The sequence below is a fragment of the Paenibacillus thermotolerans genome (assembly GCF_028745515.1).
Lineage (GTDB): Bacteria > Bacillota > Bacilli > Paenibacillales > YIM-B00363 > Paenibacillus_AE > Paenibacillus_AE thermotolerans.
The window spans coordinates 1-19,855 of the sequence record NZ_JAQZSG010000002.1 but is presented as its reverse complement, the minus strand read 5'-3'; the positions used below and the strand labels follow the sequence as shown (position 1 = coordinate 19,855).

16 protein-coding genes, 1 tRNA gene and 1 other RNA gene are annotated in these 19,855 nt (G+C 52.3%); 3 read left to right on the top strand and 15 right to left on the bottom strand.

Features of this window, described 5'->3' with window-relative positions; translation table 11 throughout:
* Positions 1–11 precede the first annotated feature (11 nt).
* From PT964_RS02030 to PT964_RS02020, 3 genes are read right to left on the bottom strand one after another with little or no spacing between them, the layout of a single operon-like run.
* The gene (locus PT964_RS02030) at positions 12–1,067 is read right to left on the bottom strand and encodes a hypothetical protein (protein WP_274361650.1); all 1,056 of its coding nucleotides are present in this window, start codon (positions 1,065–1,067) and stop codon (positions 12–14) included.
* 14 nt (positions 1,068–1,081) lie between these two features.
* Positions 1,082–1,969 (bottom strand): phosphotransferase, encoded by an 888-nt coding sequence (locus PT964_RS02025; protein ID WP_274361649.1) that lies wholly within the window; start codon positions 1,967–1,969, stop codon positions 1,082–1,084.
* Positions 1,912–3,138, bottom strand: a complete 1,227-nt coding sequence (locus tag PT964_RS02020; protein ID WP_274361648.1) for a glycosyltransferase family 4 protein — start codon at positions 3,136–3,138, stop codon at positions 1,912–1,914. The genes PT964_RS02025 and PT964_RS02020 overlap by 58 nt, the downstream gene beginning before the upstream one ends.
* A gap of 100 nt (positions 3,139–3,238) precedes the next feature.
* On the opposite strand from PT964_RS02020, the gene PT964_RS02015 reads away from it, so the two are divergent.
* Both PT964_RS02015 and PT964_RS02010 read left to right on the top strand, forming a co-directional pair.
* Positions 3,239–4,033 carry a hypothetical protein gene (locus PT964_RS02015; protein WP_274361647.1) on the top strand — a complete coding sequence of 265 codons (795 nt, stop codon included), beginning with the start codon at positions 3,239–3,241 and terminating at the stop codon, positions 4,031–4,033.
* A 412-nt stretch (positions 4,034–4,445) separates the two neighbouring features.
* Entirely contained in the window at positions 4,446–5,243 is a 798-nt protein-coding gene (locus PT964_RS02010; RefSeq protein WP_274361646.1) for a hypothetical protein, read from the top strand.
* A 276-nt stretch (positions 5,244–5,519) separates the two neighbouring features.
* On the opposite strand, the gene ssrA is transcribed toward PT964_RS02010, so the two are convergent.
* The 12 genes from ssrA to PT964_RS01950 form a co-directional block, all read right to left on the bottom strand.
* Positions 5,520–5,885: a transfer-messenger RNA gene (gene ssrA / locus PT964_RS02005) on the bottom strand.
* A gap of 75 nt (positions 5,886–5,960) precedes the next feature.
* Entirely contained in the window at positions 5,961–6,440 is a 480-nt protein-coding gene (smpB, locus tag PT964_RS02000) for an SsrA-binding protein SmpB (RefSeq protein ID WP_274361645.1), read from the bottom strand.
* 469 nt (positions 6,441–6,909) lie between these two features.
* On the bottom strand, positions 6,910–9,684 hold the full coding sequence (gene rnr, locus PT964_RS01995) for a ribonuclease R (protein ID WP_274361644.1): 2,775 nt from the start codon (positions 9,682–9,684) through the stop codon (positions 6,910–6,912).
* A 153-nt stretch (positions 9,685–9,837) separates the two neighbouring features.
* A complete protein-coding gene (secG, locus tag PT964_RS01990; RefSeq protein ID WP_274361938.1) occupies positions 9,838–10,053 on the bottom strand; it encodes a preprotein translocase subunit SecG in 216 nt (71 codons plus the stop codon).
* Positions 10,054–10,236: 183 nt separating this feature from the next.
* Positions 10,237–10,338, bottom strand: coding sequence for a YjcZ family sporulation protein (locus tag PT964_RS01985; protein WP_274361643.1), 102 nt, complete (start codon positions 10,336–10,338; stop codon positions 10,237–10,239).
* A 119-nt stretch (positions 10,339–10,457) separates the two neighbouring features.
* Positions 10,458–11,153: a M50 family metallopeptidase gene (locus PT964_RS01980; protein ID WP_274361642.1), complete on the bottom strand. Its 696-nt coding sequence runs from the start codon at positions 11,151–11,153 to the stop codon at positions 10,458–10,460.
* Between the two features lie 61 nt (positions 11,154–11,214).
* A complete protein-coding gene (gene eno / locus PT964_RS01975; RefSeq protein WP_274361641.1) occupies positions 11,215–12,507 on the bottom strand; it encodes a phosphopyruvate hydratase in 1,293 nt (430 codons plus the stop codon).
* A 78-nt stretch (positions 12,508–12,585) separates the two neighbouring features.
* The gene (gene gpmI / locus PT964_RS01970; RefSeq protein WP_274361640.1) at positions 12,586–14,136 is read right to left on the bottom strand and encodes a 2,3-bisphosphoglycerate-independent phosphoglycerate mutase; all 1,551 of its coding nucleotides are present in this window, start codon (positions 14,134–14,136) and stop codon (positions 12,586–12,588) included.
* Positions 14,133–14,894, bottom strand: a complete 762-nt coding sequence (tpiA, locus tag PT964_RS01965; RefSeq protein ID WP_274361639.1) for a triose-phosphate isomerase — start codon at positions 14,892–14,894, stop codon at positions 14,133–14,135. The genes gpmI and tpiA overlap by 4 nt, the downstream gene beginning before the upstream one ends.
* A gap of 51 nt (positions 14,895–14,945) precedes the next feature.
* On the bottom strand, positions 14,946–16,133 hold the full coding sequence (locus PT964_RS01960; RefSeq protein WP_274361638.1) for a phosphoglycerate kinase: 1,188 nt from the start codon (positions 16,131–16,133) through the stop codon (positions 14,946–14,948).
* A gap of 116 nt (positions 16,134–16,249) precedes the next feature.
* Positions 16,250–17,254 (bottom strand): type I glyceraldehyde-3-phosphate dehydrogenase, encoded by a 1,005-nt coding sequence (gene gap / locus PT964_RS01955; RefSeq protein ID WP_274361637.1) that lies wholly within the window; start codon positions 17,252–17,254, stop codon positions 16,250–16,252.
* Positions 17,255–17,343: 89 nt separating this feature from the next.
* Entirely contained in the window at positions 17,344–18,402 is a 1,059-nt protein-coding gene (locus tag PT964_RS01950) for a sugar-binding transcriptional regulator (protein WP_274361636.1), read from the bottom strand.
* A 324-nt stretch (positions 18,403–18,726) separates the two neighbouring features.
* Between PT964_RS01950 and PT964_RS01945 the strand changes: the two genes are divergently transcribed.
* A tRNA-Arg gene (locus PT964_RS01945) sits at positions 18,727–18,801 on the top strand.
* Positions 18,802–19,855: the final 1,054 nt, after the last annotated feature.

The window sequence follows — 19,855 nt, the reverse complement described above, 5'->3', positions numbered from 1 at the left end:
CCCTTTTTTTCTTACAAATACCTTAACAGGAGCTCGCGCAGCTCTTGGGAATCCCGCTTCATATTCAGGGCAATACAACTTGGATAGGGGTTTGTGGCGGAGTAATCATTGATAATAATTCGCTTGGCATGGTTGAGCCCAAACAAAATATCATTGTATTTGATCCCTGCTTGCTTGAGTTGTTCTATCGTGGACCTTTTAAATTTTTTACTGCGGGAAGTAGTTATAATAATTTGGACTTTTCCCGTTTCATACAATCGATTTATAAACTCGACATTTGACTGGATTGCGGCGCTTTCTCCCCAAGAAGGTTTCATATATTGCGACGAGTTATATACCAACACGCCGTCTAAATCAATAAACAACGTAGCAAAACCTTGCTTATGGCGCTCCCAGTCCTTCAGAGTCCCCCAGTCATGATACAGGCTGGCGGGAACCTCATGGAAACGAATGTCGTCCAGCATCATTGCATAGATTAAATGGGAAATATAAAGGTCATTAGAGTTTTCCATCTGTTTAAAGTAGGATACGAATTGTTCCGCACTTTCAAATCCGTACCCGCCGACACAAAATGCGGAGCTTATCATTTGCTTTTCGGCAATGTTATCCAGGTATCCGTCATCATTAACGGTTACGTAGCTTTTATTTCCAGGATTTATGCAAGTCGTTTGCTCCAAACGATAAGTGCATACAAAATTATCCGTCCTTAGCGTTGTCTCAAAGTAATTATCCGTATCTTTAATGAAAATTGGGCCTGTTAACCCCATCCTCTCAATCGCTTGAGCCACCGTCTCCGGCTGGGATTGAGTGGCTTCGTCCAATTGTAAGATCCGCAGCTTCAATTTTGGAAACTCATTGTGAAACGCCGCACGAATACCATCTAAACAACCATACTGTTCCATTTGTTTTTTTAGCGTTACGAGCGTGACAGACTCGAATTCCTCTAAAGGCAAACCCTTGATTGCTTCGGTAACCATCAATTGTCCGTTAGGGTGAGTTAGCATCCATTTCGGACGCATATTCGGAAATCTTGAGGACTTACCGGCTGCCGGTATGATCAAATGCATCCGTCAATTCCTCCTCATAATGTCGTAATTGTTTTGATAACTTCATTCATTAGCTGTTGGCTTTTAACATAAGGAACAATTCTTGCAAAATTTAAAATTTGAAAATAGCGGTAACCAATGTTATAAAAATCGTATTGTGAAAAATGCCGATCGATCATCCGATCAATAAATCGCAAAGCTGTCTTAGTCTTAACTTTATCGTAGCTCCTGTCCGGAATGAGCATTAACGACCACAGGTAACGGGTGTCCTGTCGTATTATTACCAAATCTTGCAGCGGAGTCTCTATAAAGGTATCTAAGAAATCAATCAGAACGATCTGCCCGCCTGATTTTCTAAATAAAATATTGGAGAACGTTAAATCTCCATGGCAAACCCCCACCGGGAGTTCCCAATTGGGCATCGTATCGCAATACTGCATCAGAAACTTAACCAGTTCACTTTTGCTGGGGGTTGAAATCAAGGGCTGTTCCTCTACGGCTTTACAAATGGAAACGACCTTCCGTTCCACAGCCTCTTTGTCTAGAGGTAAGTTCATGGAGTTCTTTATATTGTCCTCAACGAAACAGATTAATCGACCACAAAAGCTTTCAAGATTCGCTACATTTGCAACACTAAGGAATTCGATAAAATCCATTGATTTGCAATATTCCATTAAGATATATGCTTTATTCTCATTAACTCCGGCGGAGACAATCTTTGGCGTTGTCAGGAAAGGAAGCTTGTTTCGATTCATAAAATCCTGCTGCTTTCGGCTTTGCCGAAGCAACCGTTCAAAATAACGCGGATCCTTGGTACTTTTTATTATGAAAGAAGGTACGGATTGAGAAGGCTCCATGATTAACTCTAATTCGCATCCGGAGTGGCCGGGAATTTTAATTCGATTCGTTCCGGTTCCATGCATGAATCGCCACCCCTCCCTGAAATATGTGCAAGGGTCGCTTCTTCCCGCTTACCCAATCCTTGCAGCCAGTCGATATATACAGATATGTTTCGGTCGATAGCATTGCAAGACAGCGCCCGGCTTCTTGCATTTTGCTGAATTTGGCTTCTTTTTTGTTTCACTGCCATAAGTTTTTTGACAATTTCTACAGCCTCTTTCGGATTATCTAATGAATACGTAAAGCCGGTATCCCCATTCTTTACGAGTTCCATGCTGCCGGGAATATTTGTGCAGACAACCGGGCATTCGCAAGCTTGCGCCTCTAATAAATGATACGGGTATCCTTCGGAACGTGAAGTGGAGATCAGAAGCCCGCCTGATTTTGCAATCAATGAGTAGTACATTGGCATTGAATGATATGGAATATTCGGCAAAGTCCGCAAATATTTTACCAATTTGTATTTGGCGGCTTTTCTATAAAACCGATCCAGATCCCGGCTTGTCGTAAGATCGCCCGCTAGGAGAAGCCTCATTTGCGGAATTTCCAATCTTAATAATCGAAATATATCAAGAAGCAAGCTCCAATTTTTATTTGAGTCGATGCGGCCAACCCAGCCAAGCAGAGGCGATGTCAACCAACTTCCACGAAGCCTGGACTCTTTAACAAACCTGTCAACATTGCTTGTATAGCGAAACTTCTCCATATCAAGGGTATTGGTAGCCACAAACACACGAATATCCGGCCGCTTGGACAACTGCTGCTTAGCCCATTTTTCCACGTTAACACTCGGTACGACTACACCGCGAATCATACCTTGATCCTCAAAGTTATTTATTTTTTGTAATTCGTGCTCAATCGGACTGCCATACCCATGCAATTCGTAAATCACCTTCACCCTGTAATCCAATTCCTTCAGAAGCTCCATATTATATAGCGTATTGATGAAAGTAATGTATTTAAATCTATGCTGCTTCACATAAGCAATAAAGTCTTCCTTTACATTGGAGATATGATGGGGTATCCCAATGAAGTTCGAAATTCCCATCCCCGGATAATGGAAATAGCAGTGCGACTCAATACCGGCGTCGTTCATGTATCTCAGGCGAAAACTTAACGCCGTTTCCACTCCGCCTTGATAACAGCCCCAGACAACCGTGAGATTTTTGGGCTTGGATACCAACTCCATCATTCCTTTCCGTGCCGCTGTTTACCATTTACTTTATGTCGTTAGACAACTGTGGACACGGCAAGTGTCTTTATGCAATTAACTGAATTATGGAGGTGAGCGAATGATTTGCTTTGCAATTTTGGCGCATGACAAACCGGAGGTATTACAAAGCCAGATAAGAAATATAAAAAAATACAATCCTAATGCTCAGATCGTTCTCTATAACGGCGGGAAAGATAAAAAATTTGCGGATAATCTGGGGATTCCAGTTTGCCCTTATAGCCGTCCGCTACAATACGGAAGACTGGAACGTTACCTTCTGGATACGGCGATATGGCTTGAAGAAACCATAATGGATTACGATTATTTAGTCAGTGTCGATTCCGATGTATTATTCCTGCGCCATGGTTATGAAGCATTCTTGCAAGAAGCGCTCAAAGAGTATGATTTAATGGGAGTAAATATGGTCTTTCAAAGCAATCCGTCCGAATTGCCCCATTGGGTACCGGGTCAGATGATGTGGAAGGAATGGGAATTATGGCAGCCTTTTTTTGGTACGGATGGCTTTTGCGGAACCTTGAATCCCATGCAGGTGTATACCCATGAGGTCATGGCGAAAATCATCGCAGACTTAGATCACAGTAGAATGAAGGAGCTGGAAAAGTGTCTTGCCGCTAGCTCCATATTCGCTTTAGAAGAAATGTTACTGCCTACTTTAGCCATTCGGGCCGGGGGACGTGCTATGCCATATCCTTTAGAAATAGCAAGCTTTACTCGGTGCGGAGACAATATCAGTTTGACTGAACTACAGGTGGCTTCGAACAAAGAAAAAGTGTATTTTGTGCATCCGGTACGACGAGGTCTCGAAGATCCCGTTTGGCAGGCAATCATTTGCGAAAATTTTGAGAGAGGGTAGCAGATCCTTTATGAAGAAAGGCCCCCACCATCGAGGCGGAGGCCTTCTTCTTTGTATGGAGGCGAGGGGAGTCGAACCCCTGTCCGAAAATAACGGCACATAAGCTTCTACGGGTGTAGTTACGGTATTGAGGTCATCCAGCCGACGCCACATCTCTACCTTTCGTTCAATAAATATGGAAGAATTGTGGTTAATAGCGTAAAATTAGGATAACAAAAAAACTACCTGGACAGGTAGTTGACATGTTTCGGAAAGATTTCGCGCACTTCTAGAAATGAGCTACTCTCTTGCCTGACATACTCACCGCACTCCTAGGAATGAGATGATACTGTTGACTCCATGATACAGGATTTTAAACCAAAAGTAAATAAAAACCGACTCTAGCCTAAAGCTCTTTTGTTTTGGAGGACATATGCAAAGGCCTAAAACCGAAATTTTAGATGTATTTTTTGATGAAAGCGGAAAACGAAAAGATAAACCCAACCTAATGGGCGCCTTATCCATGCCGCGACAGTTATATATGTCGACTCCATTTCAACTCTTGTCTCAAAAGTTAAGAGATGGCGAGTTAAAATTACACTGGACTGAATATACAGGATATGAAAAACTAAAAACAGACATATCTGAAACAATCGCCATCCTTGCTACATACCATCACCTTATTAAGTTTTTTGTTATCAACTACGACTATTCCGTAATTAGCAATAAGAACGGGTTCTCAAGATACATTACTGAGGAAATGATTTATACAAAATTCCCCGAAAGAATAATATATGGTCTGTTAAGAAGGTATGGAAGAAACGTGTTCATTGAGGCAAACTTGAAAATCGAGGACTCGAGCGAATATCAGACCTTCAAACTCCATGAACGACTAAAGGATCAGTTGAATGTACAATCTTTATATCGTGGAGAGCGTTTCATTGTTAATGACAGCCTTTTGATACCGAAGGGCCAAGAAATTGGTGTTGAGTTAGTAGATATTCTGCTTGGTATGATACGTACAATTATTGTCAATCAAAATAATGATTCAAAAGGAATTAGCAGTAAAAACAGTCTCGTTATAGAGCTTCTCAAGAACCCCTCATTTTTTTCGTTATTAAAGAATATACGTTGCTTCGAATGGGAAGATGCCCAAGACCTGACAGAAGTGAGTTTTGGCGATTATCTTCAATTATTCTTGGCCAATCATTACACTCAATTTTATCAGTAGGTTCCCCTATCTTGTCTCCTTGAAATGACAAAGGACCCTAGCCAATAGGTTAGGGCCCTTTGTCGTGTATGGAGGCGAGGGGGAGAATCCAAATCATGATTTAACTAGCTTTCGAAGCCAATTCGATAATGCAAACCGCAGCGGTAGATTTGGATACACGTGCTCGTCCGCTTCGCTCCCTGCGCGCGGCCGAACCCCTTCCCTGGGGCTTCGCCTCCCCTCTCTGCCTCCATATGAAGAAAGGCCCCGACCAATTAGGTCGGAGCCTTCTTCATGGTATGGAGGCGAGGGGAGTCGAACCCCTGTCCGAAAATAACGGCACATAAGCTTCTACGGGTGTAGTTACGGTATTAAGGTCATCCAGCCGACGCCCCGGAACCGGCTTCGGGCTGGATCAGCCTGATTGTCTTCTTCCGATCGACCCCAGGCGGAGACCGATCGGCGTATCCCACTAAGAGTTAGCCCCTATCCCGGCACATGGGCGATGCAGGGTAGAAGCACGAGAGCAGGTTATTAAGCTGCTACTGCGTAAGAAGTTGTACGGTTGCCATTTATTATGGCTTTAGCGTTATTAAAGTGGCCGCGTCCCCACTACCCGCTACCTATGCTCGAACTATTCCCGTCGAATCCAAAAACGCCCCCGAATTAAAAATGGATACATAAATATTATATCACGAACCGCTCACCGAAACGATGGAGACTCGTGGTACTTACGGTTTAACGCGCCACCTTCTGCTTTTCCTTGAGCGCCCGCTGGATATCGCGCTGCGCATCCTTCTTAGCGGCGGATTCGCGCTTATCGTAGTTTTTCTTACCCTTGGCGAGGCCGATCAGCATCTTGGCAAAGCCGTTCTTGATGTACACCTTCAGCGGAACGAGCGTATACCCTTCTTGCTTGGACAGCCCCAGCAGCTTGCTGATCTCCTTCTTATGAAGAAGCAGCTTCCGCGCCCGCGTCGGGTCCGTCGGATTGAACCGGTTGCCCTGCTCGAACGGAGATATATGCATGTTATGGATGAACATCTCTCCATTTCGGATCGTCGCGAAAGCGTCGGAAATGTTCGCTTTTCCTGCCCGCAGTGCCTTGATCTCGGTGCCCATCAGCACGATGCCCGCTTCATAGGTGTCCTCAATGAAGTAGTCATGCGAAACTTTTCGGTTTTGGGCAAGCTGTTTGCCTTCTGCTTTCTTCGCCATGACATTCACACCCTCCACGCCAAAATGGTTCGAACTATAATGATACCAACAGCATGGCGCAAAATCAAGTGGAAGGCGGTACCACGCTAAGCAGATCGGAAAACGAAACTGTAAGCGCAAAAACCGAGCTTATTGCTGAAGTTAGACTCAAAAAACGATCTTACTAGAGCGGGAAGAATGGTGGATGTGCGGTAAGTGCAGCGGATAAGCTCAAAAAGTGACACAACATGTGCGGACCGACCGCCTCCGTGCTGAAATAAGTTTACAATTTGAACTTATCCCTTTGAATAAAGTCAGTTTTTTGAACTTATACATAGCGCATCCCCAACCACACTATATTCCCGTCAATAACTAACATATACGTCATTCAACCTCAATTAAGTACTTGCAAATCCGTTATCGCACACCACAGCAAACAACAGCAACGGGTTAAGTGCTTCAAACGCACTTAACCCGCCGCTAAAACCGACTAATCCTTGCGCTTTTTCTTCTTGCGGCGCTTCCCGGCCCCGCCGACAACGCCGTCGGCTCTCGGGAACAACGGCGCCGCCAGCTCCGCGGACGCCTCTACGGCGAGAATGGTCGGGCCGTCGCCGCGGCGCTTTTTGCCGCGCCGCTTGTCGTCCTTCGCCGGGGCTCCGCCCGCTTTGCCGGCACCGCTGCCGGCGAAGCCGCCCTTGCCGAAGCCGCCGGGCCCGCCCTTCTTGCCCTTGCGGGACCCGCCGCCGCCGCCAACCTCACGCGAGCCCGATCCGTTCAACTCGGGATCGCTCCCGTTGGCGCCGAGGCCTCCCCCGGTCGCAGCAAAGCCCCAAAAATCTTTCTTGCCTCCGCCGGCACGACCGGCACCTGTACCCGCGCCTGTACCGGCACCCGCACCGCGCCCGCCAGCAGCACCGCCGCCTCCGCCGCCTCCGGCGGCACCGCGGCGTCCGTTCGAGCGCCGCTCCGGCGCGCCTTCGGCGGCGAACACCTTCGGCCGGCTGCTGCGCTGCTTGCCGCGCTTCCCGGCGGCGCCCTTGCCGCCGCCGAGTTTGCCGCGCGCGATCGCCTCCGGCGTGCGAATAAAGCTCGCCTTGCCGCCGGCGCGCGACTTCATATCGACCATCTCGAAGTCGATCGTCCGCTCATCCACGTTGACGCGCGCAACGCGCACCTTCACCTCGTCGCCGATGCGGAAAATTTTCGACGTCCGCTCTCCGATCAGCGCAAGCTGCAGCTCGTGGAAGTGGTAATAGTCGTCGGTCATATCGCTGAGCCGTACTAAGCCCTCCACCGTGTTCTCCAGCTCGACGAACATGCCGAAAGCCGTCACGGACGAGATAATGCCCTCGAACTCCTCGCCGATCTTATCGAGCATGAACTCGGCCTTCTTCAGCGCATCCGTCTCCCGCTCCGCATCTACCGCCAGCCGCTCGCGCTCGGACGAATGCTGTGCAATTTCCGGCATGCGCCCGGCCAAATAATCCGACCGCGCGTCGGACAGAATGCCGCCGCCAAGCAGAACCTCCCGCATGATCCGGTGGATGACAAGGTCAGGGTAGCGCCGAATCGGCGACGTAAAATGCGAGTAAAACTCGGCCGCCAAGCCGAAGTGTCCGAGCGATTCCGCGTCGTACTTCGCCTGCTTCATCGACCGGAGCATGACGGTGGAAATGACGGTTTCCTCCTTCGTGCCCTTAATCTCTTCAAGCAGAGACTGCAGTGCGCGCGGATGTACCGTATTCCCCTTCCCTTTCACCACATAGCCGAAATTCGTAATGAACTGCATGAAATGCGACAGCTTCTCCTGGTCCGGATCCTCGTGAATCCGGTAAAGGAACGGCACTTTCAAATAATGAAAATGCTCCGCCACCGTCTCGTTCGCCGCCAGCATGAACTCCTCGATGATCATTTCGGCGATGGAGCGCGGCCTTTTGACGATATTGACCGGCTTTCCCGACTCATCCACAAGCACCTTGGACTCTGTAAAGTCGAAATCGATCGCTCCGCGGCGCATCCGTTTCGACCGCAAAATCATCGCCAGCTCCTTCATCGTTCGGAACATAGGGAGCAATCCGGAGTACCGGGCGGACAGCTCGGCATATTCCTCCCCTTCCTCCGCCCCTTCGTCAACCAGCTTTCTCACGTTCGAATACGTCATCCGCTCCACCGTCTTAATGACGGACGGGTAAATTTCGTGCCGCACGATGCGCCCGTTCGGGTCGATCTCCATATCGCAGGACATCGTCAAGCGGTCCACGCGCGGGTTCAACGAACAAATCCCGTTTGACAGCCGATGCGGCAGCATCGGTATAACCCGGTCGACCAAATAAACGGACGTACCGCGATTGTAGGCTTCCCGATCCAGCGCCGAGCCCTCGCGCACATAATAGCCTACGTCCGCAATGTGTACGCCCAGCAAATAGTTTCCGTTCTCGAGCCGCTCCACATTCACCGCATCGTCCAAATCCTTCGCGTCCTCGCCGTCGATCGTTACGATCACGCGATCGCGCAAATCGCGGCGTCCGGCCAGCTCCTCTTCACGAATCGTATCCGGCGCGGCCTCCGCCTCGGCCATCACCTCTTCAGGGAACGCCTCCGGCAAACCGAACTTCCGGATAATGGACAAAATATCGACGCCGGGATCGTCCTTATGACCTAAAATTTCGATAACTTCGCCTTCCGCCGCAGCTCGTCCATCCGGATAATTGATCAGCTTTACGACGACCTTTTGACCGGTGACTGCGCCCATGAAATGCTCCCGAGGCACAAAAATATCTTTCTGAATCCTCTTATCGTCCGGCAGCACGAACGCATACGTCTCATGGCTCTCGAACGTTCCGACGATCTCGGTGTTCGACCGCTTCACGACCCGCACGACTTCGCCCTCGAGCCTGCTGCCGTTAGGCCCGCTGTGTCCGGTTACCCGGCCGAGCACGATGTCGTTCTGCATCGCGCCCTTCATATCGTTCGCATGAATGTAAATATCCTGGAGCTCCCGGTCGTCCGGAATTAAAAACCCGAAGCCCTTCGGATGCGCTTGAAGCCGCCCCCGGATCAAATTCATTCGCTCCGGCACGCCGTAACGGTCCGTGCGCGTGCGCAATATGTCCCCGTCGTTCTCCATTTCGTTCAGAAGCTTCACAAGCTCTTTAAACGATTCCGCGCCCTCGGCGTCAAATTGCACCGTCAGCTCCTGCACCGTCATCGGCTTATAGGCGCCCTCGCGCATAAAATCAAGCAATTCCTGCCTTGTTACCATGTAAAAAACCTCACCTCGATCTCTTCCTCGACCCGCGGTCGATCCTTCATTTCTTAATCTGCTCTTTATACAGTGTACCCCGGGGAGAAAAACAAAAAACAGCAGGCATAGTTTCACCTGCTGTATGATCGTCTCATTCGTGTATAAATGTTCCTATCCGACAACATATGCGACTACAATCGTCAAAATAAAGAAGCCCGCCGCGAACGCCATCGTCAGACGCTGAAGCAGCAAGTCCAATCCGCGCGCCTTCTGCTTGCCGAACAGATGCTCCGCACCGCCGGTAATCGCGCCGGACAGCCCTGCGCTCTTCCCTTTCTGCAGCAGAACAATCGCAATCAACCCTATAGAAAAGATAATAAGAAGCATTTTAAAAAACGGTTCCCAAAATGCCACAACTTCCACCTCCAGCGCCAAATGCTCACGTAAATCTCATACTAGCACACTTTAGCTGGAAAGACAACCATATGTCCACGGGTCCCGGCGTATGTAAAGACCGAAAGGGCCGCCAATATTGCGGAGTCGGCCCCCTTCGGCACTGCCCGCTATGCATCAATACCCCCAATAGAACGTGCGGGAAATGATGACAAGAAGGATGAACAGAACGAGGATGACACCCGTGCTGGTATACAAGCCGCCTTTAACTGCCGACATGCTGCTGCACCTCCATTGGAATTATTGAGTCTTAGCGACTCTTTCCAATGTTAGGGTATGCGCCCTCCGCTCCTGTCGATTGGACGTATGTCCCGCCCGGCCGAAAAATTCAAAGTCAACTACATAGGAAACGCTCGGTCTTGCTTTCGTTTTTTCGAGGAGGGGACGAAAAATCCGATCGCCTTCTTGGCGCTCCACATGGCGATCAGGAAAAACAGCACGCCCCAAACGATCGCAGGAACTCCGGTCGCACCGGCCAAATTCGCCGCGTCTCCGGCCGCTTTCGCATCGTTCCAGGACAGCAGCATCACGGTGAGTGCGCTTAATACGGACTCCACAAGCGTAAGGAACGCTATGAGCAAGTAATAAGCCGTGCGAACAGGCCCGATCGGGAGCAAAAATGCAACGGCGTTCAACCCGAGAAACCCGAGCAGCCACTGTGCGCCATAATCGTTGCGGACAAAGAGGAGCAGGCTCGCCGCGGCCACAGCCGTAACGATGAAGAGCCCGGTCCGATAACGCGACTTATGATGCAAATAAAACAGCAGCACCGTAAAAAACGACGCCGCAATATACCCCGACAACGCCACCGGAATGACCTGCCAGCCTTCCTGCACCGCCGATTGCGTGACGCCGCTGTGATCCTCGTACAGGTGAATGTACATGACATCCCCCGAAAGCACAAGCGTGGCCGCCGCATGGCCGAACTCGTGAATCATCGTGTCGACGTTTTTGAAATAAGACGAGAAAGGGAGCCACTGCGTAAGAGCGAAGGATCCCACCAAAAATGCCAGCGTAACGATCCATCTTCCCACGAGCGACTCCCCTTTGAATTAAATCGTGCTTTTATTCAATTGTACGCCAAAAGCTTTAAGCTTAAAACCGGCCCTTCAGGTTGAAGAACGCATTTTTGCCTGCGTATTGCGCGGTACCGCCCAAGTTGTCCTCGATGCGAAGCAATTGGTTGTACTTCGCTACGCGGTCCGTACGGGACGGCGCACCGGTTTTGATTTGTCCGGCGTTCGTCGCAACGGCGATGTCGGCGATCGTGCTGTCCTCGGACTCGCCGGAACGATGGGAAATGACAGCCGTGTAGCCTGCGCGGTTCGCCATCTGGATCGCGTCGAACGTTTCCGTCAGCGTGCCGATTTGGTTTACTTTGACGAGGATCGAGTTGCCGATGCCCTTCTCGATGCCTTGCGCCAAACGGTTCGTGTTCGTTACGAACAAGTCGTCGCCTACGAGCTGAACCTTGCCGCCGAGACGATCGGTTAGAAGCTTCCAGCCTTCCCAGTCGTCTTCGGAGCAGCCGTCCTCGATCGTAATGATCGGGTACTTGTCGACCCAGGAAGCAAGCAGGTCAACGAATTCCGCGGAGGTGAAAGACTTGCCTTCGCCTTCCAGCGTATATTTGCCGTCTTTGAAAAACTCGGTGGAAGCGACGTCCATGCCGAGGAACATATCGACGCCCGGCTTGTAGCCTGCGCGCTCGATCGCCGCGATGATCGTTTGGATCGCTTCTTCGTTGGAGCCGAGGTTCGGAGCGAAGCCGCCTTCGTCGCCGACTGCCGTGTTAAGGCCCTTTTCCTTGAGAACGGACTTCAGGCTGTGGAACACTTCCGCGCCTGCGCGAAGCGCTTCTTGGAACGATTCCGCGCCTACCGGAAGCACCATGAACTCTTGCACGTCGACGTTGTTGTCCGCATGCGCGCCGCCGTTGATGATGTTCATCATCGGAACCGGAAGCTGCTTCGCGTTAAAGCCGCCGAGGTAGTTGTACAGCGGAACGTCAAGCGCTTCAGCTGCCGCGCGAGCTACTGCCATGGATACGGCGAGAATCGCGTTTGCGCCGAGCTTGCCTTTGTTCGGCGTGCCGTCGAGCTCGATCATCGTGCGGTCGATCAGCACTTGCTCAAGGGCGTCAAGGCCGATAATTTCCGGTGCGATAATGTCGTTTACGTTGGCTACGGCATTCAGAACGCCCTTGCCGAGGTAACGGGATTTGTCGCCGTCGCGAAGCTCAACGGCTTCGTGCGCGCCTGTGGAGGCGCCGGACGGAACGATGGCGCGGCCTCTTGCGCCGGACTCCAAATATACCTCAACCTCAACCGTCGGGTTGCCGCGGGAGTCGAGTACTTCGCGTGCGTAAACGTCTGTAATGATCGTCATTGAGATGCACTCTCCTTAATAAAAAATAGTTTCATTGCTTACTATTTCATAAGCATAATCATTAATCCCGTTGATGGATTACTTGATCAAGCTTTTGCCCGTCATCTCCGGCGGCTGCTTCAGCTGAAGCAATTGGAGCAGCGTCGGGGCGATATCCGCCAAGATGCCGTCGTCCCGTAAAGATACGCCTTCTTGCGTCAAGATGAGCGGCACCGGGTTGATCGTGTGAGCCGTGTTGCGCGTGCCGTCGGGATTCGTGACGACGTCCGCGTTGCCGTGGTCTGCGGTAATGATCGCGACTCCGCCTTTGGCAAGGATCGCTTCGACCACCTTGCCGAGGCATTCGTCCGTCGCTTCCACCGCGCGGATCGTCGGCTCGAGCAAGCCGGAATGGCCGACCATGTCGGGATTCGCGAAGTTGAGGACGATGGCGTCGTGCTCGTCGGACTCGATTTCGTTGACGCACGCTTCGGCTACCTCATAGGCGCTCATCTCCGGCTTCAGGTCGTACGTGGCGACCTTCGGCGAGTTGATGAGCACGCGCTTCTCGCCCGGCAGCTTAACGTCGCGGCCGCCGCTGAAGAAGAACGTGACGTGCGGGTATTTCTCGGTTTCGGCGATGCGCAGCTGCTTCAAGCCGTTCTGCACAAGCACTTCACCGTATGTGTTGTCGAGCTCCTTCGGCTTGTAAGCGACGAAACCGTCAACGGACTCGTCGAACAGCGTCAAGCAGACGAAGTACAAGTTTTTCGGCGCCTTATCGCCCCGGTCGAAGCCGCGGAAATCCGCGTTCGTAAACACTTGGGACAACTGTATGGCGCGGTCCGGACGGAAGTTGAAGAATACGACCGAGTCGCCGGATTCGACGAGACCGACCGGCTGGCCGTCCTCTTTCACGATGACCGTCGGCATGACGAATTCGTCGAACACCGATTTCTCGTGCGACTCGATAATCGCCTTCATCGGATCCGTGTACTTCGGGCCTTCGCCGTACACCATGGCGCGGTACGATTTCTCGGTCCGCTCCCATCGCTTGTCGCGGTCCATGGCATAGTAGCGGCCTTGAACGGTAGCGATTTTACCTACGCCGACCTGCGCGATTTTCTCTTGGAGAGCGCTCATATATTTCTGCGCGCTGTCCGGCGCTACGTCGCGGCCGTCCAAGAACGCGTGGATATATACTTCGTCCAGCTGCTCCTTCTTCGCAACGTCCAGCAGCGCGAAGAGATGCTCGATATGGCTGTGCACCCCTCCGTCGGATAGCAAGCCGTACAGGTGAAGCTTTTTGCCGTTGTTTTTGGCATGGCGAATCGCGCCGAGAATCGTTTCGTTATCGAAAAATTCCCCTTCGCGGATCGATTTCGAAATCCGGGTCAAATCCTGATACACGATCCGTCCCGCTCCGATGTTCAAGTGACCTACCTCGGAGTTGCCCATCTGCCCTTCCGGCAAACCGACAGCCTCGCCGTGGGCGGTCAATGTCGTATGCGGGTACGTATTCCAATAGCGGTCGTAATTCGGTTTCTTCGCTTGGGCGACGGCGTTGCCTTCCGTCTCGCCGCGCAGCCCGAAACCGTCGAGAATGATCAAAGCTACCGGTTTGGGCCGGCGTCCGTTTGCTTCGCTCATGCCCGCGCCCCCTCGACGAGCGCCGCGTACGAAGCCGTCTCCAGCGATGCGCCGCCGACCAGGGCTCCGTCGATGTCCGACGCGCCGAGGTACTCGCGCACGTTCGCCGGCTTTACGCTGCCGCCGTATTGGATGCGGATGTTCGCAGCCGTATCCGCGCCGAACTGCTCGGCGACGACGCTGCGGATGTAGCCGATGACTTCATTCGCGTCTTCCGCCGTCGACGATTTGCCCGTGCCGATCGCCCAGATCGGCTCGTAAGCGATCACGACGCTCGCCGCTTGCTCGGCGGTTAAACCTTGCAGCGCGCCGACCGTCTGCACGCGGCAAACGTCTTTTGTGCTGCCCGCTTCGCGCTCTTCCAGCTTTTCGCCAACGCATACGATCGGCGTTAAGCCGTACTTGAACGCAGCATGTGTCTTCTTGTTGACCGTTTCGTCCGTCTCCGCGAAGTATTGGCGGCGCTCGGAATGGCCCAAGATGACATACTGGACGCCTAAATCCTTCAGCATAAGACCGGAAACTTCGCCTGTGTATGCGCCGGATTCTTCCCAGTGCATGTTTTGCGCGCCGACTCCGACGGCTGTGCCCTTCGCCGCCTCCACCAATGCCGGAAGCGCCGTGAACGGTGCGCAAACGACCGCTTCCACGCCGTCGACCTTTGCAACCGCATCCTTCACTTCGTTCACAAACGCTACGGCTTCGGAGCCTGTTTTAAACATTTTCCAATTGCCTGCGATAATCGGTTTTCTGCTCAAAATGCCCGCCTCCTGCCTCTTACAGATCATAATACATCACTTTTGCGATGGTTACTTATCGTTCAAAGCCACAACGCCCGGGAGCGCCTTGCCTTCCATAAACTCAAGCGACGCGCCGCCGCCCGTGGAAATATGGTCCATCTTGTCGCCAAGATTGAACTTCTCCACCGCCGCCGCCGAGTCGCCGCCGCCGATGACCGTGTAGCCGGACGTTTCGGCGCATGCTTGCGCTACGGCGCGAGTGCCGTGCGAGAAAGGCTCGATTTCGAATACGCCCATCGGTCCGTTCCATACGACGAGCTTGGACGACTTGATGACGTCTGCGTACTTCTCGCGGGTTTTCGGTCCGATGTCGATGCCTTCCCAGTCAGCCGGAATCGCGGTAACGTCAACGATTTGCGTGTTGGCGTCGGCGCCGAACTTGTCGGCTACAACGATGTCGACCGGCAGCAGGAAGTTAACGCCCTTCGTCTTCGCCTTCTCGATAAAGCCGAGCGCTACGTCAAGCTTCTCGTTGTCGACCAGCGATTTGCCGATTTCGTTGCCTTGCGCCTTGAGGAACGTGTAGGAAAGGCCGCCGCCGATAATGACGTTGTCGGCGATTTCGAGCAAATTGTTGATGACGTCGATTTTGTCTTTCACTTTCGCGCCGCCGACAATCGCCGTGAACGGGCGGTCCGGATTGGAGAGCGCCTTGCCGAGTACGGCCAGCTCCTTCTCCATCAGCAAGCCGGAAACGGCCGGCAAATAATGCGCGATGCCTTCGGTGGACGCATGGGCGCGGTGTGCGGCGCCGAACGCGTCGTTGACGTACAGGTCCGCAAGCTCGGCGAATTGCTTCGCAAGCTCCGGATCGTTCTTCTCTTCGCCGGCATAGAAGCGGACGTTCTCGAGCAGAAGCACGTCTCCGTCGTTAAGCGCGTTAACCTTCGCTTTGACTGCATCGCCTACCGCTTCGTCAGCCTTCGCAACCGGACGGCCGAGCAGCTCCGAAAGACGTTCGGCTGCCGGAGTCAAACGCATTTCCTCGTTTACTTGACCCTTCGGACGGCCCAAATGGCTTGCAAGGATTACCTTTGCGCCTTTGTCGATTAAGTATTGGATCGTCGGCACCGTTTCGCGGATCCGGGTATCGTCCGTAATTCGGCCGTTTTCCAGCGGAACGTTGAAGTCTACGCGCACGAACACTTTTTTACCGGAAACATCTACGTCTTTGACGCTCTTTTTGTTATATGCCATGTGTTTGTCCCTCCCGCGGATAAGCTCTTAACGTTCGCAAACCCGCCGAAAGGCGCCCCCGTTCCGTTAAGAACCGGTGCGCCTTCCGTGCCGCGGATCTGAGAGAGCTTTGTCTCTTACAGGCCTTTCTTCGCGATATATGCAGCCAAGTCAACAACGCGGTTGGAGTAGCCCCACTCGTTGTCGTACCAGGAAACGACTTTCACCATGTTGCCTTCAACGACCATCGTCGAAAGCGCGTCGATCGTGGAGGAAGCCGGATCGCTGTTGTAGTCGCTCGATACGAGCGGCTCGTCGGAATAGTTCATGATGCCCTTCAGCTTGCCTTCAGCCGCAGCTTTAAGAACGGAGTTTACTTCGTCAACCGTTACGTTGCGGGATACTTCCGCAACAATGTCGGTTACGGATACGTTCGGCGTCGGAACGCGGAACGACATGCCGTTCAGCTTGCCTTTGAGCTCGGGCAACACGAGGGAAACGGCTTTTGCCGCGCCTGTCGTGGACGGAATGATGTTCTCTGCAGCGGCGCGCGCGCGGCGGAGGTCCTTATGCGGCAGGTCGAGCACTTGCTGGTCGTTCGTGTAGGAGTGAATCGTCGTCATCATGCCTTTTACGATGCCGAACTCTTCATGAAGCACCTTTGCGAAAGGAGCCAAGCAGTTCGTCGTACAAGATGCGTTGGAGATGACCGTGTGAGCGGCCGGATCGTACTTGTCTTCGTTAACGCCCATAACGATCGTGATATCTTCGTTCGTAGCCGGAGCGGAGATAATAACCTTCTTCGCGCCGCCTTTGAGGTGAGCTTCAGCTTTTTCTTTCGCGGTGAAAATACCTGTGGATTCGATAACGATTTCGGCGCCTACGCTGGACCAAGGAAGGTTGCCCGGGTCGCGCTCGGAAAATACTTTGATGGACTTGCCGTTTACGATCAATGCGCCTTCTCCGGCTTCAACCGAAGCGTCGAGTCTGCCGTGAGTCGTATCATATTTCAGAAGGTGTGCGAGCGTTTTTACGTCTGTAAGATCGTTGATTGCAACGATTTCTACTTCCGGATTGTTCAGCGATGCGCGGAACACGTTGCGGCCGATGCGGCCAAAACCGTTAATACCTACTTTTACCATGTGGGGTTTCCTCCTATTTTATAAAAAATGTTTATTTCAAGACGGCGTCTCGAGCGTTGTGCGACAGTTGCAGTGTTCGAGGCAATCCGTCATGAGAACTGAAGCATGTGCTGCGCCGCCGCTTCGTCGATGACGAGCACGTCCTCGTGCCCGTTGCGGAGCACGGCGGCAATCGCCTGCGCCTTGCTCGCGCCTCCGGCGACGGCGATGACCGTCTCGGTGCGCTCGATGTCCTCCAGGCGGAGGCCGACGGTAGGCATCCGGTGTACGACGCTGCCGTCTTGGTTGAAGTAGTAGCCGAACGCTTCGGCAACCGCCCCGCCTTCTTGAAGCATGCGGATCGTCTCTTGGTCGACGCGGCGGCGCTTCGCCATGACGATCGCTTCGCCGATGCCGTGCACGACGATGCGCGCCTCACGCACGATGTCGGCCACTTCGCGGATATGCGGCTCGCTCATGAGCGATTGGATCGCTTCCTCGCTCACGTCGTCCGGCACGTGCATGAGCCGGTAGCCGCCGCCGGTTTTTTTCGCCATGGCGGATGCGATCGTGCCGGCTTGTAGCTCGACGCTCTCGCCGAGCCCGCCGCGCGCCGGTACGTACAGCGCCCCCCTTAGGTGCGGGGATGCGTTAAGATGCGCGGCTACCTCGACGATGGTGGAGCCGCCGGTTACGGCGATTACGAGCGGGTGGCCGGTGTCTTGTTCCGGCGCCTGTGCGGCAGCGGCTCCCGCCGCTTTCGTCAGCGCCGCGGCGCCGGCTTTGCCCAGCTCGCGCTTGGCGAGCGGGTCCTTGTCGGAGTCGCCGGGCACGACGACGACTTGACGCAGCCCGAAGGCGGCTGCGATTTTGTCCTCGAGCACCGTGAGGCCGAACCATTCCTTCATCATCGGCTCCATCTCGTCGAGCAGCTCCGCCCCGGTTTCGTTCACGCGCATGCCTGCGGCGTCGATGTCCAGCAGCCCTTGCGCCTTCAGAAACTCGGTTTCCGCCCGCAGCATCCGCTCCGTCATGTTCAGCGCGGATGCCAGCGTTCTTCTACCGACCAAGCCGGAGTACCGGATTTGCCGAAGAATGGAATATCGCTTCTTTAAAGTGTCTACGATGTCCGGTGCAAGCACCTTCTGTAATTCAAGAACGGTTCGCACGGCGAACCTCCTACCGCGGCTGCCTTGTCGCTTGGGAAAGCGCCAGCAGCCCTTGATGTAAAAAACCATCACTTCCAAGTGTGTCCTGAATACCTTAATAACACACTGTTGGACGTAAAATGTCCCACCACTGCAATTTAAGTCCCACTTGCTGCAAAAAAATTTCTTCGCTTCGTCTTATATTTTACATTACGGTTTTAAGGGTTGCAACCATTTTTGCAGCAGGCGAGTATCGATTTTTGCCTTCCATGAATTGGCCGAATATTATGCTTGATTTTTGGCTCCGGTTATCATATACTTTAATTCGCTGTCACTGATTCATATGCGCTCGTGGTCCAATGGATATGACGCAGGCCTCCGGAGCCTGAGATCGGGGTTCAATTCCCTGCGAGCGCGCCATTACATAATGCATAATATGAGAGCAATTGCCTTTAGCGGCGGTTGCTCTTTTTTGATTGTTTTCCTGCCGTAAGCTCAAATCTGCGGCTTATATGTCGCGTTAGGCTCTAAAATTGAGCTTATTAGGCCGCCTGATCGGTATCTATACCGAAGCCGCAAGATTTAAGCTCAAAAAGTGACATTAAAGGTGTGAAAACTCTGCTATCTCGTTGGAATACGCTCAAAAACTGAACTTATCAAAATGTATAAACTCAATTTATGACGTTTCGCTGCTATTCCCCGATAGTGAGGTCCGACATCCTTATTCCGCCGCACTCCCACCCAAAAGTCTATGGCAACCTAGATAGTGAAGTTTCACCGCGCTATTTCGGCGAACCCGCTACATTCTCAGCAAATAGTGAGGTCCGACATCCTTATTCCGCCGCACTCCCACCCAAAAGTCTATGGCAACCTCGATAGTGAAGTTTCACCGCGCTATTTCGGCGAACCCGCTCCATTCTCAGCAAATAGTGAGGTCCGACATCCTTATTCCGCCGCACTCCCACCAAAAGTGTATGGATCAACCGAGATCGTGAAGTTTCATTGCGCTATTTCGGCGAATCCGCTACATACTGAGCAAATAGTGAGGTCAGACCTCCTTATTCCGCCGCACTCCCACCCAAAAGTCTATGGATCAACCTAGATAGTGAAGTTTCACCTCGCTATTTCGACGAACCCGCTACATTCGGAGCCGATAGTGAGATCGGACATTCTTATTCCGCCGCACTCTCACCAAAAGTCGACGGATCAACCGAGATAGTGAAGTTTCACCGCGCTATTTCGGCGAATCCGCTACATTCTTAGCAAATAGTGAGGTCCGACATCCTTATTACGCCGCACTGTCACCAAAAGTCTATGGATCAACCGAGATAGTGAAGTTTCACCGCGCTATTTCGGCGAATCCGCTACATTCTTAGCAAATAGTGAGGTCCGACATCCTTATTACGCCGCACTTTCACCAAAAGTCTATGGATCAACCGAGATAGTGAAGTTTCACCGCGCTATTTCGGCGAAT

Bases quoted from the DNA above. Each gene is read 5' to 3' on its own strand.
- PT964_RS02030 (WP_274361650.1), bottom strand. From the start codon at position 1,067: ATGCATTTGATCATACCGGCAGCCGGTAAGTCCTCAAGATTTCCGAAT.
- PT964_RS02025 (WP_274361649.1), bottom strand. From the start codon at position 1,969: ATGCATGGAACCGGAACGAATCGAATTAAAATTCCCGGCCACTCCGGA.
- PT964_RS02020 (WP_274361648.1), bottom strand. From the start codon at position 3,138: ATGATGGAGTTGGTATCCAAGCCCAAAAATCTCACGGTTGTCTGGGGC.
- PT964_RS02015 (WP_274361647.1), top strand. From the start codon at position 3,239: ATGATTTGCTTTGCAATTTTGGCGCATGACAAACCGGAGGTATTACAA.
- PT964_RS02010 (WP_274361646.1), top strand. From the start codon at position 4,446: ATGCAAAGGCCTAAAACCGAAATTTTAGATGTATTTTTTGATGAAAGC.
- smpB (WP_274361645.1), bottom strand. From the start codon at position 6,440: ATGGCGAAGAAAGCAGAAGGCAAACAGCTTGCCCAAAACCGAAAAGTT.
- rnr (WP_274361644.1), bottom strand. From the start codon at position 9,684: ATGGTAACAAGGCAGGAATTGCTTGATTTTATGCGCGAGGGCGCCTAT.
- secG (WP_274361938.1), bottom strand. From the start codon at position 10,053: ATGCTTCTTATTATCTTTTCTATAGGGTTGATTGCGATTGTTCTGCTG.
- PT964_RS01985 (WP_274361643.1), bottom strand. From the start codon at position 10,338: ATGTCGGCAGTTAAAGGCGGCTTGTATACCAGCACGGGTGTCATCCTC.
- eno (WP_274361641.1), bottom strand. From the start codon at position 12,507: ATGACGATCATTACAGACGTTTACGCACGCGAAGTACTCGACTCCCGC.
- gpmI (WP_274361640.1), bottom strand. From the start codon at position 14,136: ATGAGCGAAGCAAACGGACGCCGGCCCAAACCGGTAGCTTTGATCATT.
- PT964_RS01960 (WP_274361638.1), bottom strand. From the start codon at position 16,133: ATGGCATATAACAAAAAGAGCGTCAAAGACGTAGATGTTTCCGGTAAA.
- gap (WP_274361637.1), bottom strand. From the start codon at position 17,254: ATGGTAAAAGTAGGTATTAACGGTTTTGGCCGCATCGGCCGCAACGTG.